This window comes from Rhizobacter sp. Root1221, from assembly GCF_001425785.1.
Lineage (GTDB): Bacteria > Pseudomonadota > Gammaproteobacteria > Burkholderiales > Burkholderiaceae_C > Rhizobacter.
On record NZ_LMDI01000024.1, the window covers coordinates 86,957 to 105,270 of the forward strand.

General features: G+C 69.0%; 16 protein-coding genes. 7 read left to right on the forward strand and 9 right to left on the reverse strand.

The window, feature by feature from the left end; all coding sequences use genetic code 11:
* The first annotated feature begins 45 nt into the window (after positions 1-45).
* Positions 46-399: a hypothetical protein gene (locus ASC87_RS18355; protein ID WP_056665273.1), complete on the forward strand. Its 354-nt coding sequence runs from the start codon at positions 46-48 to the stop codon at positions 397-399.
* A gap of 108 nt (positions 400-507) precedes the next feature.
* Positions 508-3,078 carry an EAL domain-containing protein gene (locus ASC87_RS18360; RefSeq protein WP_157604118.1) on the forward strand — a complete coding sequence of 857 codons (2,571 nt, stop codon included), beginning with the start codon at positions 508-510 and terminating at the stop codon, positions 3,076-3,078.
* Positions 3,079-3,140: 62 nt separating this feature from the next.
* Here ASC87_RS18360 and ASC87_RS18365 read toward each other — a convergent pair whose 3' ends face one another.
* The 9 genes from ASC87_RS18365 to ASC87_RS18405 all read right to left on the reverse strand — a co-directional run bounded on the left by ASC87_RS18365 (position 3,141) and on the right by ASC87_RS18405 (position 12,122).
* On the reverse strand, positions 3,141-3,842 hold the full coding sequence (locus tag ASC87_RS18365) for a family 16 glycosylhydrolase (protein WP_056665277.1): 702 nt from the start codon (positions 3,840-3,842) through the stop codon (positions 3,141-3,143).
* A gap of 104 nt (positions 3,843-3,946) precedes the next feature.
* Entirely contained in the window at positions 3,947-4,660 is a 714-nt protein-coding gene (locus tag ASC87_RS18370; RefSeq protein WP_056665280.1) for a hypothetical protein, read from the reverse strand.
* Between the two features lie 93 nt (positions 4,661-4,753).
* The gene (locus tag ASC87_RS18375; RefSeq protein WP_056665282.1) at positions 4,754-5,554 is read right to left on the reverse strand and encodes a hypothetical protein; all 801 of its coding nucleotides are present in this window, start codon (positions 5,552-5,554) and stop codon (positions 4,754-4,756) included.
* 110 nt (positions 5,555-5,664) lie between these two features.
* Entirely contained in the window at positions 5,665-6,639 is a 975-nt protein-coding gene (locus ASC87_RS18380; RefSeq protein WP_082568729.1) for a GyrI-like domain-containing protein, read from the reverse strand.
* Positions 6,640-6,670: 31 nt separating this feature from the next.
* Positions 6,671-7,753 carry an ABC transporter ATP-binding protein gene (locus ASC87_RS18385; protein ID WP_056665287.1) on the reverse strand — a complete coding sequence of 361 codons (1,083 nt, stop codon included), beginning with the start codon at positions 7,751-7,753 and terminating at the stop codon, positions 6,671-6,673.
* A gap of 36 nt (positions 7,754-7,789) precedes the next feature.
* Positions 7,790-8,692 carry a carbohydrate ABC transporter permease gene (locus tag ASC87_RS18390; protein ID WP_235582204.1) on the reverse strand — a complete coding sequence of 301 codons (903 nt, stop codon included), beginning with the start codon at positions 8,690-8,692 and terminating at the stop codon, positions 7,790-7,792.
* Between the two features lie 3 nt (positions 8,693-8,695).
* The gene (locus ASC87_RS18395; protein WP_200954408.1) at positions 8,696-9,712 is read right to left on the reverse strand and encodes a carbohydrate ABC transporter permease; all 1,017 of its coding nucleotides are present in this window, start codon (positions 9,710-9,712) and stop codon (positions 8,696-8,698) included.
* A 36-nt stretch (positions 9,713-9,748) separates the two neighbouring features.
* The gene (locus tag ASC87_RS18400; protein WP_056665342.1) at positions 9,749-10,996 is read right to left on the reverse strand and encodes an extracellular solute-binding protein; all 1,248 of its coding nucleotides are present in this window, start codon (positions 10,994-10,996) and stop codon (positions 9,749-9,751) included.
* A 118-nt stretch (positions 10,997-11,114) separates the two neighbouring features.
* On the reverse strand, positions 11,115-12,122 hold the full coding sequence (locus ASC87_RS18405; protein ID WP_056665291.1) for a LacI family DNA-binding transcriptional regulator: 1,008 nt from the start codon (positions 12,120-12,122) through the stop codon (positions 11,115-11,117).
* 205 nt (positions 12,123-12,327) lie between these two features.
* On the opposite strand from ASC87_RS18405, the gene ASC87_RS18410 reads away from it, so the two are divergent.
* The 5 genes from ASC87_RS18410 (at position 12,328) to ASC87_RS18430 (ending at position 18,082) form a co-directional block, all read left to right on the forward strand.
* Positions 12,328-13,725 (forward strand): GH1 family beta-glucosidase, encoded by a 1,398-nt coding sequence (locus ASC87_RS18410; RefSeq protein WP_056665293.1) that lies wholly within the window; start codon positions 12,328-12,330, stop codon positions 13,723-13,725.
* A gap of 1 nt (position 13,726) precedes the next feature.
* Complete coding sequence (locus ASC87_RS18415; protein ID WP_056665295.1) at positions 13,727-15,010, forward strand: hypothetical protein; 1,284 nt, start codon at positions 13,727-13,729, stop codon at positions 15,008-15,010.
* Positions 15,007-16,071, forward strand: coding sequence for a glycoside hydrolase family 26 protein (locus tag ASC87_RS18420; protein ID WP_056665297.1), 1,065 nt, complete (start codon positions 15,007-15,009; stop codon positions 16,069-16,071). The genes ASC87_RS18415 and ASC87_RS18420 overlap by 4 nt, the downstream gene beginning before the upstream one ends.
* A gap of 38 nt (positions 16,072-16,109) precedes the next feature.
* Positions 16,110-16,790 carry a hypothetical protein gene (locus ASC87_RS18425; RefSeq protein ID WP_157604119.1) on the forward strand — a complete coding sequence of 227 codons (681 nt, stop codon included), beginning with the start codon at positions 16,110-16,112 and terminating at the stop codon, positions 16,788-16,790.
* A gap of 95 nt (positions 16,791-16,885) precedes the next feature.
* Positions 16,886-18,082: a carbohydrate porin gene (locus tag ASC87_RS18430; RefSeq protein WP_056665302.1), complete on the forward strand. Its 1,197-nt coding sequence runs from the start codon at positions 16,886-16,888 to the stop codon at positions 18,080-18,082.
* The last annotated feature ends 232 nt before the right edge of the window (positions 18,083-18,314 follow it).

The window sequence follows — 18,314 nt, forward strand, 5'->3', positions numbered from 1 at the left end:
TCGTCGTGCCTATCATGGCCGCCCATCGCATTCCTCCGCGCTCACGTGAACAGCAGCACCCAACGCCTCGAACACTGGGAAGCCGACGCCGGCGACACCGGTGTGGCCCACCTCGACATCCCGCCTCACGCCCAACGCGACCGCACGTTCGAGGTGTGGGCCGACTGCGCGGTGCGCGCCGTGCCCGGCCACGACGCCCCCTGGCACGAGATGCGCCTGTTGCTCAACGGTGCGCAGCAGTGGGTGCGCCGCGTGCCCACCCACCCCGAAGGCCCCGATTCGCTCGACTACCGCGTGCGCTGCAAGGTGCCGCTCGGGGAGCCGCTGCGCATCACGGTGACCACCGAGGTCCACGGCGCACGCCGGCTGTCCCTGCGGGTCGTGGCCGACGAGGAGTGAACCCGCCTGGCGGCCATCGGGCCCGTCCGTCAACCCGCGCGCAACATTTGTGACGTTGTGGGCAATGCCCGCGCGCCCGGGCTCCCTGCCAGCCGGGAGAATCCTGCGGTGCCCCAGCCCCCCCTTTTTTCCCTCTCCCCCCCGACCCCACCCGACCCGTCCGTGGCCGGCGCGATGCTCGACGCGCTGCCCGGCCGGGTGTGCCTGATCGATGGCGACGGATTGCTGCGCCACACGAACCGGGCCTGGCGCGCGGCCGCCGGGGTGTCGTGGGGCGTGGAGGGCAGCCGCTTCGCCGACCACTGCCCGGACCCTGCCCTCGCCGCGCGCCTGCAGGCGCTGATGCTGGCGCCGCAGGGCAACGTGTCCACGTGCATCAGCCCGATGCCGGGTGTGCGTGTCATGGCGCGCGCCAGCCGCTTCCGCCACGGGGACATCGACGGGGTGCTGCTGATCCTCGACGACGTGGACGCGCTCGACACCGGCGACGAGGCCCTCGCGCGGTTCCGTGCCGCGATGGAAACCACGTCCGACGCCATCTACCTGGTGGACCGCGCCACCATGCGGTTCATCGACGTCAACGACGCCGCCTGCCGCCTGCGCCAGTGCACGCGTGCGGAGCTGATGGCCATGGGCCCCGCCCGCGCGCTGCTGACCGACCGCAGCGGCCTCGAAGCGGTCTACGACGGTGTGATCGCCGCGGGCGAAGCGGTGGAACCCGTCGAATGGACCCACGGCCGCGACGATGGCGAACGCGTCTACGCCGAGATCCGCCGCCGCGCATTGCGCACGACAGACGGCTGGGTGATCGTGACCATCTCGCGCGACATCACCGCGCGCAAGAACGCTGAAAACGGCGTGCGCCGGGCCGCACGCCAGCAGGGCCTCATCGCGGGCTTCGGGCAGACGGCCCTGGCCACGCCCCGCATCGACACGCTGTTCCAGCGTGCCGCCGCCGTGGCCGCCGAAGGGCTGCACATCGAGTTCGCCGAGGTGAGCCAGCGCCTGCCGGACGGCGGCGCGCTGGTGCTGGCGGCCAGTGCCGGGTTCGACGACGGGTACGTGGGCCACCCGATGGCCGGTGAAGGCCGGCTCACGCAGAGCGCCCAGGTGATGCGTGCCAACGCCCCGGTGGTGGTGACGGATCATCCCGGTGAACTGCCCGGTGCGTGTGCGCTGCTGCAGCGCCACCACGTGCGCAGCGGCATGGGGGTGCCCATCCCGGGCCCGTTGGGGCCACGCGGTGTGCTCGGTGTGTACTCGCCGCGGGCCTGGCGGTTCAACGGCGACAGCGTGCACTTCCTGGAGAGCGTGGCCAACACGCTGGCCACCGCGATCGACCGCATCGAGGCCGAGAGCCGGCTGGTCCAGCTCTCCCAGTTCGACATGTTGACCGGCCTGCCGAACCGCGGCCTCGTGCTCGACCGCCTGTCGCAGGCGCTTGCCCACGCGCAGCGGCACGACTGGCGGGTGGACGTGATGTTCCTGAACCTCGACCGGTTCAAGATGGTCAACGACACGCTCGGGCACGCGATGGGTGACGCGCTGCTCGCGCAGGCCGCGCAACGCCTCAAGGCGTGCGCCCGCGCGAGCGACACGGTAGGCCGCCTGGGCGGTGACGAGTTCGCCATCGTGCTGCCCAAGCCCGACGACGCCGCGACCGTCGCCAAGCGGGTGATGGCCGCCCTGGCCGAGCCGTTCGAGCTCGCCGGCCAAGCCGTGCATGTGTCGGCGAGCATCGGCATTGGCGTGTTCCCGAACGACGGGCATGACGCCGACACGCTGCTCAAGAATGCCGGCACCGCGATGAACCAGGCGAAGCAGCGTGGCCGCAACCACCACGTCTTCTACCTGCCGCAGATGAACGACCAGGCGGGCGAACGGCTGCGCCTGGAAAACCAGCTGCGGTACGCGCTCGAACGCAACGAGTTCCTGCTGCACTACCAGCCCAAGGTCAACGTCGCGAGCGGCGAGATCACCGGTTTCGAGGCGCTGCTGCGCTGGCAGCACCCGGAACGGGGCATGGTGCCGCCGCTCGAGTTCATCGCGACCCTCGAGGACACCGGCATGATCGTGCCGGTGGGCGAATGGGTGCTGCGCACCGTGTGCCGGCAACTCGCCCGCTGGAAGGCCGACGGCCTGGCGTTGAAACCGGTGGCCATCAACCTGTCGGCCCGCCAGTTCCAGGACAAGGGGCTCGACGAGGTGGTGCGCACCATCGTGGCCGAAGAAGGCGGCGACCCGTCGATGCTCGAGTTCGAGCTGACCGAGTCGATGCTGATGGCCGACGCGGACGCCGCCGCGCGCACGCTGTCGGCGCTGAAGACCTACGGCATCCGCCTGTCGGTGGACGACTTCGGCACCGGTTACTCGAGCCTGTCGTACCTGAAGCGTTTCCCGCTCGACGCGTTGAAGATCGACCGCAGTTTCATGCGCGACGTGACCACCGACCACAACGACGCGTCCATCGCGCTCGCCATCATCCGCCTGGCGCACAGCCTGCGGCTCGACGTGGTGGCCGAGGGCGTGGAGACGGCCGACCAGCTGCAGTTCCTGCGGTCGCACGACTGCGACCAGATGCAGGGCTACTTCTTCTCGAAACCGCTGCCGGTGGCCGACTGCACACGGGTGCTGTCCGAGGACAGGCGGCTCCAGGGCGCATCAGCCCTGGCCGCATGAGAGGTCACCGACAGGCCCATGGCCCGTCATGACCCCCTCCACGCCGCAGGCCCACTGACCCGTCAGTCGGTCACCCTCACCCAGTCGTAATAGGCCGGGCCACTGCCGCCGTTGTACGTGCCGACGAACCCCACCGCGTTCGGCGTGTTGTTGCCCACCCAGTGGTTGAGCATCAGCCGCATCGGGGCGGAGATGGACGTGTTCACGCGCCGGAACTCCTGCTCCTGCCCGGCATCGTTCACGTGGAAGAAGCGCACGAACGTGGGCCGCCATTCGAAGCCGATGGTGCGCCAGCCTGTGGCGATGGAGAACTGCTGGAGGTTCTGCCGCCCGCCGGTCCACACGTTGGTGTGCAAGGTGCGGCCGCCGCGGATGAACTCGAGGTCGATCTCGAAGTGGTTGCCGGTGCCCGCCGTGCCGGTGTAGAGGAAAAAGGAGCTGTTGCCCCCTTCGATGGTGCCGGGTTGCAGGCGCGTCACGAACTTGCCGTACTGGAAGCTCTGCCACGTGCGTACTTCGCCGCACTTCACGTTGGACCGGTTCGAACTGTTCACGTTCAGCTGCAGGCCACCCCAGCCGGTGCGCCACACCTCGCTGTACGCGAAGGTGCATCCGAAAATGTCGCCGTTGGCCCAGTTGGCCGTCTCCCAACTGCCGCCGGGCCCGCCGGTGCCGTCGAATCCCTCGAAGAAATTGGCGGCGTGGGCGGCCGCGCCGCAGACCGTGGCAAGCGCCGCGACGGCGCCCAGGATGAGCTTGTTCATCGTGTGTCTTTCCTCATGTGGTGGTGCGAACACACGGCCGCACCGTGCGGCCGCGTGGAGACGAGGGCTGTGTCCGCCCTTTCGCCAGCCCTCCCCGCGGATGATCAGTTGCTGAACGAGACGCGGCCGACGCTCAGGTCGTGGGCGCCTGCCGACACGGCGCTGTTGATCACGTCGACCGAGAACACACCTGCCTTGACGGCAGCGACCGCACTGCCGGCGCCGTTGCAGTACTCGGGCAACGGGAAGCTCGTGCTGTCGAGGTCGATGACCACTTCGGATTGCGTGGAGTTCACCAGCGCCTGCGCGGTGGCCGTGCAGCCGTCGGCCGCCACCGGGTTCGGCTGCAGCTTGATCGTCAGCGTGGCGTCGGTGCTCGACTTGAGCTCGATGCGCAGCTTGCCGAACGAGGAGGCATTGAACGGCGTGATCGGTGCCGTGCCGGTGTTGTTAGGCGCATACAGGCGCAGGGCCGCGCCGGCAAAGGCCTGCGCACCGGTCAGCGACGTCGCGAACGTGACGGCGCCGGCCGCGAACGACACCGCCCCCAGCGTCTGCTCGTTCGATTTCTCGGCGAACGCATACGTTTCGACCTTGCCGACTTCGCTCGTGTCGGTACTGTTCATCGGCGTGGCGAACGGTGTGCTGGTCGCGGGTGCCGGAGCCGGAGCCGGTGGCGTGCCGGCGGGCGGTGCGGACACCGGCGGCGTGGCCGTGGGGGTGGTTTCGTCGTCGCCGCTGCCGCAGGCCGTCAACGCGACGGCAGCGAACAGGGCCAGCAGGCCGGCCTGGGTGGCCTTGTGGATCGGGTGTTTCACGGGAACTCCGGTGCGAGTGAGGGTGTCTCATAGTGGCGATGCCTCACCCGCCCCGCAGTGGCCGGCTTGCTTTCCGGCTAGCGGATCTTGCGATCAGTAGCACATCATCAGGCCGAGCCGGTTGCGCTCGCACACGACGTGGCGCCCCGGCGCTGCCGCGGCCACGGGCTTGGGCGACTCAACCGCCTTCCTGGGTGCCTCCGGGGCCTTCGCGGGGCGCTGCCGGACGGGGGCCGACGCGGCTTGCACCGCCTCGCCGACAGGCGCGGAAGTCGTCCGCTGCGCCACCAGCTCGATGCGGCCCACGCGCAACACGTACGGACGAGCCGACGGTTCGTTGACGGTCACTTCGACGTGGGTCAGCGCCGCCAGCGTCTGCACGACGGAGGCACCCTGCTCGCCGCAGTAGGTCTCCGGCGAAAACGCATCGAGCGGGATCACGTAGTCCTGCGGCTCGGCCGTCACGCGCTGCATCATCACCGGGTAACAACCCGCGGCCTGGATGCGGCGGTCGGGGCCCTTCAGGCGGATGCGCAGCACCTGTGGCGTGGCCGCGGCCAGCCGGATGCGCATCTGGCGCGCCGCGGAGGCATCCACCGGGTGTGCCAACGGGTTGGCGGCCACGTCCATGCCCAGCGTGAGCCAGCGGCTTCCTGACGCGTCACCGAGCCGGCCCGTGACCTGCAGCAGGCCGTCCGACACGGACAGCGATTCGAACCGCGCGTCGCCGGGTTTCTCGGACATCGCGATCGGGTTCACCGGCGCCCCAGCCGACGTGGTGGCAGGGGCCACGAAGTCGGCCCAGCGGAGGTCGGCGCCGAACGCGAAGGAGGCCGACAGGGTCACGAGGCACGAGGCCCCGGCAACGCGCAGCGCGCGGAACAACAAGGGCATGGGGTCGCTCGGCAGTGGGACATGGACGCCGTTTGTACCCACCCCATCGCGCCGTGTCCTGACCGGTCTTGCGAAGCGTCGCTGACCGCCCGCCGTGGCGGGCCGTTCCGTCAACCGGGTCGCACACGGACCGGCATGCGCAACGCGCAGTCGACCCAGTCATCGCCCGGGGTCGAGACCTGGCGGTCGTACCGCTCGAAGAACTGGCCCTCGCCGAGCGCGTAGGGTGACTGAGGCAACCACCCGTTGAGCAGTGCATCCCACCCGCGCCCGATGTGGCGCGCAGGCCCGGTGTAGTGCAACGAGGCATACAGGCCTGCCGGCACGGTGCGGCGCAGCGGTCGCAGGCCCGGGTCGACCCAACCCGGAGGCACCTGGACGCAGGCGTCGAGCCGGCAGTGCGCCGGCGCCGTGATGGCGGGGTCGTCGACCCCCATCGACAACAGCGGTTGGCCGGTGACGTCCAGCGCCTCGGCCCACGCCAGGAACCGGGTCCACAGCGGCTTGGCCGACACCGCGTAGTCGCCCCGCTCCCGCAGGTACAGCACCTCGATCGCCTCGTGGCGCTTGACGTCGATGCGGAACGGCGCGCCGGCCCAGCCATCGTTGGCGGACACCCGCCAGTTCACCCAGCCCCCATGGCGCCATTGCGTGGGTGTCATGCCGAAGTGATCGCGGAACGCCCGGGCGAACGCCTCCGACGACGCGAAGCCGCAGCCGAGCGACACGTCGGTCACCCGCTCGTCGCGGCAGTGGCGCAACCGGCCCGCGGCCGTTTCCAGCCGCCGCCGCCGCACGAACTCCTTGACGGTTTCGCCAGTCCACGCATGGAACAGGCGATGGAAATGAAACGGCGAGATCGCAGCGCGTCCGGCCAGGCAGTCGAGGCTCAGGTCACCCGCCAGGTTCAGGTCGACGAAGTCGAGCACCTGCTCCATTCGGCGGATGTGGTGGGCATGCAGCACCGGGCCGTCAGCACGGCGTGCCGGAGGTCCGATGGGCATGTCCGCGCCGACCAGCGTGGCCAGGCAAGGTACGGCGAGCGCCGCGTGAGGGGCCCCAACCGGTACGGCAATGGGATTCATGGATGTCCTCGGTGACGGGCCCGCCAGGGCCTCAGCGTGTGTTGACCGCGCGGCCCTCGCCGTCGAACAGGTGGCAGTTGTCTGCCTCGGGCCTCAGCCACACGGTGTCACCTGCCGCCAGGGGCCGGCCGCCACTCGCGAGCTTGATGGCAGCGGGTTCGGCGTGCCCTGCGACCCGCGCGTACGCAACGTCGCAATCGCCCAGGTGTTCCACCTGGTCCACCGTGGCACGGATCCCGTTGCCGTGTTCGCCCAGGGAGAAGTGTTCCGGCCGCACCCCGAGCGTCAGCTCGCCGTGCGGCAGGCCGCTGCCCGCCACGCGCACGTAGCCCGCGTCGCCAAAGTTCAGCACCACACCGTCGCTGTCTGCGCGAGCCTGCGCCTTCAGGAAGCTCATCTTCGGCGAGCCCAGGAACCCCGCGACAAAACGGCTGTCCGGGGAACGGTACAGGTCGATGGGACGCCCCACCTGCTCGATGCGGCCGGCGTTGAACACGGCGATGCGGGTGCCGAGTGTCATGGCCTCGACCTGGTCGTGGGTGACGTAGATCATCGTGGTGCCCAGCTCGCGGTGCAGCTTGGCGAGCTCCATGCGCATCTGCACCCGCAACGACGCGTCGAGGTTCGACAGCGGTTCGTCGAAGAGGAACACCTTGGGCTGGCGCACGATGGCGCGGCCGATGGCCACGCGCTGCCGCTGGCCGCCGGACAGCTCCTTGGGCTTGCGCTGCAGCAGCGGCACGATCTGCAGCACCTCGGCGGCCCTCATCACCGCGGCCTCGATCTGCGGCTTGGCGAGCTTGCTGAACTTGAGCGCGAAGCCCATGTTCTCGGCCACCGTCATGTGCGGGTACAGCGCGTAGCTCTGGAACACCATGGCCACGCCGCGCTGCACCGGCGGCAGGTCTTGCGCTTCCTGGCCGCCGATGACGATGCGGCCGTCGGTGAGGTCCTCGAGGCCGGCGATGGCCCGCAGGAGGGTCGTCTTGCCGCAGCCGGACGGGCCCACGAACACCATGAACTCGCCGGACTCGACCTCGAGGTCGATCCCGTGGAGCACGGTGGGTCCGTTGCCATACTGCTTGACAACGTGCTGGAGTGAAACATCGGTCATGGTGGATTTTGGATTCCGTGAAGCGGGAGAAGGCTCTCAGCCCTTGACTGCGCCGGCGGTGAGGCCTTCGATGAGGCGCCGCGAATAGAGGATGAACAGCACGAGCAGCGGCAGCACCGTGATGGCCGAGCCCGCGCTGATGGCGCCCCATGGCGTTTGGCCGGTGCCCTGCAGCGAACGCAGCACGAGCGGTGCGGTGAACATGTCGACGTCGCTCATCACCAGCAGCGCGCCCACGAAGTTGTTGTACGCGCCGATGAACGTGACGAGCCCGAGCGTGCCCATCGCCGGCCCGATCAGCGGCAGCACCACGCGCCAGTAGATGCCGAACTCGCCGCACCCGTCCATGCGCGCGGACTCCACCAGTTCGCGCGGCACGGCCGAGCCGATGTACTGCCGCATGAGGAACACGCCAAACGCGGAACAGGCCCCCGGCACGATCAGCGCGCGCGTGGTGTTGAGCCAGTCGAGTTCCTTCATCAGCAGCACGAACGGGATCATCCCGACGAATGCGGGCAGCAGCATCGTGGCCATCAAGCCGCCGAACAGCATCTGCTTGCCCGGGAACTCGTACATCGCGAACCCGTAGCCGCCCAGCGAGCAGAAGAACAGGTTGAGTGCCGTGGCCGCCCCGGCGATCCACAACGACAGCATCAGGCTGCGCCAGAAATGCGGCCGCTCGGCGACCAGCGCCTTCAGGTTGTCGAGGAAGGCGTCGCCGAACCACAGCGGTGGTGGCACCGAGAGGATGTCGGTGTTCGTGTGCGTGGCGAACACGAACATGAAGTAGAACGGCACCAGCATGATCACGGCGCCGAACAGCACCAAGGCGTAGGGCACCCAGGCCACCGGCCGGCGCAGCACCTTGGCCGCACGGCGCTGGAAGGGCGTCGGCAAGGCGATGGCGGTCGACGCCATCGAGGGGGATGACGAGAGCATGGTTCAGTCCTTCTTGCCGAGGTAGCGGTTGTTGAGCCACGTCAGCGCGGCGATCACCATGAACATGAGCCAGGCCACGGCCGAGGCGGTGCCGAAGTCACCGTCGGTGAGGCCGACCTTGTACATCTGCATGGCCACGGTCTCGGCCACCTGGCCCACGCCACCGGACCCGCCGGTGAGGATGAACGGCTCCTCGAACAGCTGCAGGTTGCCGATGATGGTGAGCGTCACCGCGAACAGGATCATCGGGCGCAACATGGGCAGCGTGATGTAGCGGAACTGCTGCCACAGCCCGGCACCGTCGATGGTGGCGGCTTCGTACAGGTCCTTCGGGATGGTCTGCAGCGCGGAGAGGTACAGCACCGTGTTCCAGCCCACGAAGCGCCACCAGATGATGAAGGCCACGATGGGCCGGGTGTACTCCGGGCGGCCCCAGTCGATGTTCTCCGCCGGGAACAGCCAGGCGAGCAGCTTCACGCCGCCCACCTCGGCATGGGCCAGGCCGGTGAGCACCTGGTTGACCACGCCGAAGTCACGCGAGAACAGCGACGAGAACACGAGCGTGATGGCCACCGTGTTGGTGATGTAGGGCAGGAAGTACATCGCGATGGCCGGGTTGCGCGCCCGGCGGAACTTCATGTGGATGAAGTACGCAAGCGGGATCGCGATCAGGTGCTGCGGCAACCCCGACACCACCCCGAGCCAGAACGTGTTGTAGAGCGCACGCCAGAAGTCGAGGCCGTGCAGCTCCGCCCAGAATGCCCCGCTGAAGAACTGCGGCCACGGCAGCGCATCGAGCTGCAGCACGAACGCGTAGTTGCCCAACCCCTCCCACTTCATGCCCGCGACACCCGCCGACAACTCCCAGCGGAAGAAGGACGCGTAGGCGGAGAACAGCAGCGGGAACAAGCCGAACGACACGAAGAGCACGAAGAACGGCGCCACGAAGACATAAGGCATGTAGTGCCATGGCTTCAGGCCGCGGCGCCGCCGCGCCGCAGGAGAGGAAAGAGCGGGCATGGGAGAACGGGGCATCGGGGAACGAACGGCAGGTCTTTAGCGGCGCACGCGGCGCTCGATGGCTTTCTTCGCATCAGCCAGCGCCTGCGGCACGGCCTTGTCCTGTTCGAGCACCTTGTCGAACTCGGCGGCCACGACCTCGGCGGCGATGGGGTCGTAGCGGTCCACCGCGGTGGCGGGAATCGCCGAAGCGGCGACCTTCCACTGCTTGCGCGCGGCCTGCCCGCCGAGGAACGGCATCGGTTGGTCGACGAACGCATCGTTGGTGGCGTCGATCAACGCCGGGAAGGCGTCGAGTTCACGGAACGCGGCCAGTTGCACTTCCTTGTTCGTGGTCATGAACTTGATGAAGTCCCACGCGGCGGGCTTGTTCTTCGCGCCCTTCGGGATCGCGTAGAACGAACCGCCCCACGAGGCGCTGACCCCGCCCGGCAGGCCGGCCGCGCGCCACTGGCCCGCGGTCTCGGGCGCGATCCAGTTCTTCAGGTGGCCGGCGAGCCAGGCGCCCATCATCTCGGAGGCGACGGTGCCGCGCTTGAACCCTTCGCTCCATTCGTTGCTCCATGCACCGACCTTGGCGTCGATGCCGGCGGCGCGGGCGAGCTTGGCGGTTTCGAACGCGCGCACGAACCGCGGTGAATCGACGAGCACCTTGCCCTTGTCGTCGAAGTAGATGCCCTCGCCGTTCTTGAGGCCGGAGCGCAGGATGATGTCCTTGATGGTGGCGGCGTTCGGTACCAGGTACGCCCCGGTCTTGGCCTTCAGCGTCTTGCCGGCGTCGATGTACGAGTCCCACGACTTGGTCAGCTGGGCTTCGGTGATGCCGGCCTTGTCCATCAGGTCCTTGCGGTAGAACAGGGCGCCGGGGCCGATGTCGGCCGGTACGGCGGCGAAGATGCCGCCGCGGCTCGTGGCCTGGGCGCTTGCGAACGGGAAGAACTTCGGCCTGAGCGCCCCCGCGTCGTACGGCGGCTTCGACAGGTCCTCGACGCCACCACCCTCGGCCATCTTCGCCACGAAGCCGATCTCGATGCCCATCACGTCGGGCAGGTTCGCGCCGGTGGCCAGGGCCGTCGTCATCGCGTTGTGGTGGTCACCGTAGCCGAGCGACACGAGCTTGATCTCCACGTCGGGCCGCACCTTCTTGTAGAGCGGAATGGCCGCCAGCACGGACCGGTCGAGGTCCTTGAACGACGCCACGGTCAACACCGTGGTTTCGGCCTGCGCGCCCACCGCCGCTGATGCCAACAGACCCGCGAAACCCACTTTCGAGATGAAACCCACGTCTTGCTCCTTGAAAGGACTGAACACTGCCTCGCATGACAGAGTTCATGCAAGCGCTTGCAGCAAAGTCTAATCGGGGCGTTCGCGGGGGTGTGTGAGTAGGAACCCTAGACCGGCGTCAGGCCGGCAGCGCGCGTGTGGATTCCCGCACGATCAGCTCCAGCCGGGCCAGTGCGGACCGCGGCGGCTGGCGCCCCTCGATCAGCGCGACGACGGCGTTCGCGGCCTCCCGGCCGAGTTCGCGCAGCGGCTGGCGCACCGACGTGAGCGGCGGGATGCAGTACGACGAGTGCGGCAGGTCGTCGTAGCCCACCAGCGAGATGTCGCGCGGAATGACGATGCCGCGCCGGTGCATGGCGAGCATCGCGCCGTAGGCCGAGTCGTCGTTGGCCGCGAACACCCCGGTGAACGGACGCCCGCGATCGAGCAGGATGTTCATCGCGGTCACCCCGCCCGGCTCGACGTAGTTGCCGGACGCGACCAGCTGGTCGTCGAACGGGATGCCGGCCTGCGCGAGGGTGTCGCAGTAGCCGCGCAGGCGTTCGTCGGCGTCGAGCCGGCTGGGCGGGCCACTGATGAACGCGATGCGCTTGTGGCCGAGCTCGACCAGGTGGCGCACCGCACGGCAGGCGCCGTCGTAGTGGTCGAAGCCGAGCGAGTGCACCTGCTCCAGCGCGCTGTGGCGGCCCATCAGCACCATCGGCACGCCATTGGCGTGGCGTGCCATCACGCTGTCTTCGAGGCCGCCCATGATCAGCACGACCCCGTCGACACCGCGCCCCATCAGTGACGTCAGGCGGCGGGCCTCGTCGGCCGGATCCCAGTGGCCGCTCACGAAGATGGCTTCGTAGTTGTGGCCGATGAGCCCGTCCTCCACGCCGCGCATGGCCTCGTTGAAGAACGAGCTGAGGATTTCCTGCGTCATGACACCGACGGTCATGGTGCGGCCCTTGGCCAGCCCCCGGGCCACCAGGTTCGGGCGGTAGTTCAGCTGATCGATGCTGCTGTCGATGGCCGCCTTCTTGTCGGGCGACACCGGGTGCGTGCCGCTGAGGTAGCGGGAAACCGTGCTGGTCGACACGCCGGCCAGGCGCGCGACCGCTTCCAGGGTGACGTTGGAGGCCATGGGCGGTGAGGATGGGAAAAGGGAAGCGCCAGATGATAGCGCCTGTCATCGCCCCGCCGGAAGAACGCGGCGCCAGCCCCACACGCCGCTCCTCGATAACCCTCGGTTGAGGCGGGATCCGCAAGTTCGGCTAGGCAGCCTCCTTGCAAGCGCTTGCACAGCCCGATAAGGTGACGCCATTCCTTCCAGATCGCAGCCCGTCATCATGAGTTCCTTGCCCATCCGATTCCCCGCCGATTTCCTCTGGGGATCCGCCACGTCCGCCTACCAGATCGAGGGCGCCGCGGCCACCGACGGCCGCACCCCCAGCATCTGGGACACGTTCGCCAGGACGCCGGGCTGCGTGGAAGGCGGCGACACCGGCGACGTCGCCTGCGACTCGTACCACCGCGTCGAGGAGGACGTGGCCCTGCTCAAGCAGATGGGCGCACGCGTGTACCGGTTCTCGATCTCGTGGTCGCGCGTGATGCCCGAAGGGCGGGGCGCCACGAACCCCGCCGGCATCGCCTACTACCGCCGGTTGATCGCGCTGCTGCACGAGGCCGGCATCGCGCCGATGGTGACGCTGTACCACTGGGACCTGCCGCAGTGCCTGCACGACGAGGGCGGCTGGCTCAACCGGCAGACCGCCCACGACTTCGCCGCCTACGCCAACCGGATGTTCGAGGTGTTCGGCGAGACCGTGCCCTACTGGTTCACCATCAACGAACCGTGGTGTGTGTCGTTCCTGTCGCACGCCATGGGCCACCACGCCCCCGGCGCACGCGACCTGCAGCAGGCCCTCACCGTGGCACACCACACGCTGCTCGCCCACGGCCTCGCGGTCAAGGCGTTCCGCCAGCGCCAGCTGGGCGGCAAGATCGGCATCGCCCCGAACGTCGACTGGCGCGAGCCGTTCTCCCAGCACCCGGACGACGTGGCAGCCAGCGAACGCGGGCTCGACTGGTTCAACCGCTGGTTCCTCGACCCGCTGTACCACGGCCGCTACCCGGAAGCGCTGCAGGCGCACTACGCGCGCCTGGGCGCCCACGTGCCGGTGCAGGACGGTGACATGGCACTCATCTCGATGCCCACCGACATGCTGGGCATCAACTTCTACACGGGCAGCTACGCCATGGCCCGGCACACACCGGTCGCGCTCCCCGAGCAGCCCGACGCAATGGCCAAGATCGACGCGGTGCTGGACCTCGCCACGGTCAACGTGCCCGGGTTCGCCAAGACCGACATCGGCTGGGACATCTTCCCCGAGGCCTTCTACAAGGTGCTGCTGTGGCTGCGCGACGAATACGGCAACCCGCCGGTGTTCATCACCGAAAACGGCGCATGTGACAACACCGGCCCGTCCGACGATGGCCAGGTGCATGACGCGGTGCGCGTGGCGTACTACCATCGGCACGTGATCGCGCTGAACCGGGCTCTGCGTTCGGGCTGCGACCTGCGCGGGTACACCGCATGGTCGCTGATCGACAACTTCGAATGGGCCTTCGGCTACGGCAAGCGGTTCGGCCTCGTGCACGTCGATTTCACGACGCTCGCACGCACGCCGAAGGACAGCTTCCGCTGGTTGCAGCGCCTGATCGCCGATGGCGGCTGCGAGGCCTGACATGAAGACATCCCTGGTGATGTGGGCCGCGGCGCTGCTCGCGGCGGCGCTGCCGGCGCAGGCGGACGTCACGGTCCGGGTCGACCCCGCCGCCGTCGGCGCCCCGTTGCCGCGGGCGGTGTTGCGCGGCTTCAACTTTGGCAACTGGATGGCCGTGGCCGACCACGAGGCCGCGCTGGCCGAAGTGCCGGCCGGGGCGTTGCGCTTCCCCGGCGGCAACGTGGGCGACGACCAGGACATGGACGAAGCCACGCTCGACACGTTCGCAAGCCTGCTGACGCTGGTGCGTGGCAAGCCTGAACTGATGATCCAGACGCGGGTGTTCGAAGGCCGTGTGGACCGGCCCGCCGCCAACCAGCCGGAAGATGCCGCCCGTGCGGTGCGCCTCGCCCGTGAGCGGGGCCTGGTGGTGCCCTACTGGGAGATCGGCAACGAGCCCGACCTGTACGCCACCGTGCGCGGTGACCCGCGCTGGAACGCCGACCGCTACTGCGACGTCTTCCGCGCGCAGGCGGCGGCCATCCGCCGCGAGGACCCCAAGGCCCTCGTGGCCGGACCCGGCACGTCGGCCGCCGAACCTGGCGCCACCGCCTTCGTGAAGGCATTCGTCAAACGCTGCGGCGACGTGGTGGACCTGCTCACCTGGCACGTGTACCCGACCGGCGGCGACGGCACCGAGGCCGATGCGCTCGCGTCGGTGTCGCAGGTGGACACGCTGCTGCGCGACTACACCGCGCTGTGGAAGAGCCCGGCGACGAACCCGCTCGGCTACCAGCGGCCCATGCGGTATGGCGTGACCGAATACGGTCTGTCATGGCGCACCGACCGGCCGCGTTTCCTCGCCGACCAGACCAACGCGCTGTGGTCGGTGGAAGCAGCGCTGCGCATGGCGCAGGGTGGCATCACGTTGGCGCACTACTTCGCCTACCAGGGCACCGGGTACCACGGGCTGCTCGATGCCGGCGGTGTGCCCCGCCCGACCCACTACGCCTTCCGCCTGCTCGGCGACCTGAGCGGGCGCTTCGTGCCGGCCCGCTCCGACGACCCCCTGGTGTGGGCGCATGCGGCGCGTGATGGCGGCCGCCTGGGCGTGATCCTCATCAACACCCATGCCGAACCCCGCGCGGTGCGACTCGACGCTGGCGCTGCCCGCGTCACCCAGGTGCGCTGGTTCAACGAGGCCATCGCCGAGGCGGAAGACCCCGTCGCCGAACTCGCGCCCGGATCCCTGCTGACCCTGCCGGCTCGCGCCATGGCCTTCATCTCGTTGGAACTTGCTCCATGACCCCGAACCTCCCCAGCGATCCCACCCGCCGCCAGCTGCTCGCCGGCGGTGCCGCCACCGCACTGGCCCTGGCCCTTCCGCTCGGCGCCTGTGCCGGCGGCGGCTCGGGCGCCCCGAATGCCGAGGACGTCTTGTCCCTGCCCGTTCGCGTCGACACGAACACCAGCGCCCAGCAAGGCGTGTTCTTCGGCCTGTTCAAGGAAGCGGCGCTGACCGAGGTGGTGGCCGACTGCCAGAACGACTACCGCATCAAGCCCGCCTCGGCGATGTGGTTCACGCGCTTCGGTTCGCCCTTCCCCGAGTCCGCGATCCGCTACCTGGCACAACAGGGCATCGCCGCGCAGGTCACGTGGGAACCCTGGGCCGAGCGCAACGAGGCCATCCCGTTGGCAGACATCGTGGCCGGCAAGTGGGACGCCTACCTCGCCGAGTACGGTGCCGCCGCGGCAGCGCTCGACCTGCCGTTCATGCTGCGCTGGGGCCATGAGTTCAACGGCGACTGGTACCCGTGGTGCACCGTGCGCCAGGGCCAGTCCACCGACCTGTACGTGAAGGCCTACCGGCGTGTGGTGGAACGGATGCGCGCGGCCGGCGCCAGGAAGGTGCAGTGGGTCTGGTGTTTCAACAATGAGAGCACTCCTGCCGGCGCCTGGAACGCCCCGAAGCTCGCCTGGCCGGGCGACGACGTGGTCGACTGGGTGGGCATCGACGGCTACAACTTCGGCACGAGCCAGTCGTGGTCGCGGTGGACCCCGTTCCGCGATGTGTTCGGGAATGCGCTGGCCGCCGCTGCCGACATCGCGCCCAGGAAACCCGTGATCCTCGCCGAGATGGCGTCGTCGGAGAACGGCGGGGACAAGGCCGCGTGGATCACGCAGATGTTTGCCGACCTGGCCACGCTGCCCCAGGTGCGCGCCTTCACCTGGTTCGACCTGATGAAGGAAACGAGCTGGGCCATCACCTCGAGCGAGGCCGCCTGGGCGGCGATGGCCAAGGGCCTGCGCGGCGACTACATCCGCGGCAACGGCGCCGCACTGCTTTCCATCGCCAGCCCGCGTTGAGCGGACCGGTGCCCCTCCCCCTCGACCGAAGTCTTCCCATGAACCACCTTCTTCGCCCGATGCGACTCCTCGCCCTGCCCGGGGCCGTTGCCATGTGCCTGGGTGCCTGCGCGCTGGCCCCGACGGCCGTGGCACCAACGCCTGCGGCTGCCACGCCCGCACCTGCTCCGTCGGCGCCCGCGGCCAAGCCATTCGCCACGTTCACCAACGCGGCCACCACCGTCCAGGGTGGGACGTTCGACGGATTCGACTACGCCGAAAAGGCAGGGGACGCCGGCCTGCTTGCCGTCACCCCGGCCGCTGGCGCGGTGCGGGTCACCGGCTTCATCGGCACGGCCAAGGGCAGCACGTGGGCCGGCATCGGCCTGACGGTGCAAGGCGCACCGTCAGGCGCCCAGGACCTCAGCCGATACACGGCCGTGCGGGTCTCGCTCGCATCCGCGTCGGCCAAGACCCTGCGTGTCCGTCTCGTGGGCACCGACGCCGCCACGTTGGCCAGCGGCTGCTACCCGGTGTTCATGCAGGCCGTGACACCGCAGCTGCGTGACTACGACATCCCGATGGCGGCCTTTGCGCCCGAAGGCCACTGCGGCAGCAACGCCCGCACCACCGCGGCCACGCTGCCGGCAGTAGTGGCCATCGAGGTGGCCGATCCCACGGTGGCCGCGCAACGCCGCGACGTCGACTTCCAGGTCGGAGCGATCTCGCTCCCGCGCTGACCCCTCCCGCTTCTTTCCAACCGGACCGGCATCAGGCGAGCCGGCCCGGAGGCCCTTGTTCGCCTGTCGCTTTCCCCGTCCTACAGGATTTCCCCTTGAAACCCACCTCCCTCTCCCTCGCCGCGGCCCTCCTGGTCGCAGGCACCGGCGCCACCGCCGCCACCCTCGAGTACTCCGGCTACATGCGGGCCGGCATCGGCATCAACGCGCGGGGCGGCACGCAGGTCTGCTACGGCCTGCCGGGCGCCGACACCAAATGGCGCCTGGGCAACGAATGCGACTACACCATCGAGCCCACCTTCAACGCCAAGCTCGGATCGTTCGAAGGATCCGACTGGAACGTGCTCGTGATGCCGGGGATCTACCGCGCATGGGGTGACAGTTCGGAACTGGGCACGAGCGAACTGATCGCCCGCTTCGGCCAGGTCTACACCTACGGCAACCGCATCGCCGCGCTGGGTGGTGGCAAGGCGTGGGCAGGCCGCCGCTTCTACAACCGCCTGCAGACCGGCATCAACGACCAGTTCCTCGAAAAGAACGACGGTGACGGCGCCGGGCTCGAGGACATCAACGTCGGCTTCGGCAAGGTCAGCGCAGCTGTCATGCTCAACCCGCAGAACGCGGCCACGAACAACCGCCTGTCGATCCCGCTGCGGCTCACGAACGTCAAGACGTTGCCCAATGGCGAACTGTCGGTGTACGCCACCGCATCCACGCAGGTGAAGTCGCGCAACCGCGTGACGCAGGCGCTGGCCGCCGACGAGTCCGACGGCATGGCGCTGGGCATCTACCAGACGATCGGCGGCACGCTCGGCGGCGAGACGCTGCTGGGGGTCAAGTACGACCGCCAGGGTGAAGTGCGCAACAGCCGGGTGGTCGCGCAACAAAGCGGTTCGATCACCAAGTCGACCCGCTTCGACCTGCTCGGCGAATACCGCGTGGCCACGAACGCCGCCGGCCAGGACAGCACCTGGACCGCCCTCGGCGGCCGCACCGACACCCACATCACCGGCCCCTTCCGCGTGCTGGCCGAGCTGGGCTCCGACCGCGTGAAACCCGACGGGGCCGCGGCCCGTTCGATGACCAAGTTCACGCTGGCCGGCGCCATCTCGGCCGGTGCGGATGCGTGGTCGCGCCCCACCATCCGCCTCTTTGTCACCCATGCCGTGTGGAACGACGCCGCGCGCCAGGTGCTGAACCAGACCTGGGGAAGCGGCGAACGCCTGCAGCAGGTCTATGGCGACAAGCGTTCCGGCACGAGCGTGGGGGTGCAGACCGAAGCGTGGTGGTGATCCCTTGCGCGCGCGGCGCGGAACCGCGGCGCTCGCGCACTGCTGTCCCGGGGTGAATCCCCGTCGCCCCGTCACCCCGTCACCCCGACGGACGTCGGGGCCCACTCTTCGCTGTGGGTGGCGTTTTCTCTCTGGCGAGGCCGCGCCGGGTCTCGGCCCGGCAGCCGAGTTACCTTTCTGGTCGCGCGGTGTGTGTCAAGGTAGTTGTCGCATCCGCCGTCAAGCTGCTTGC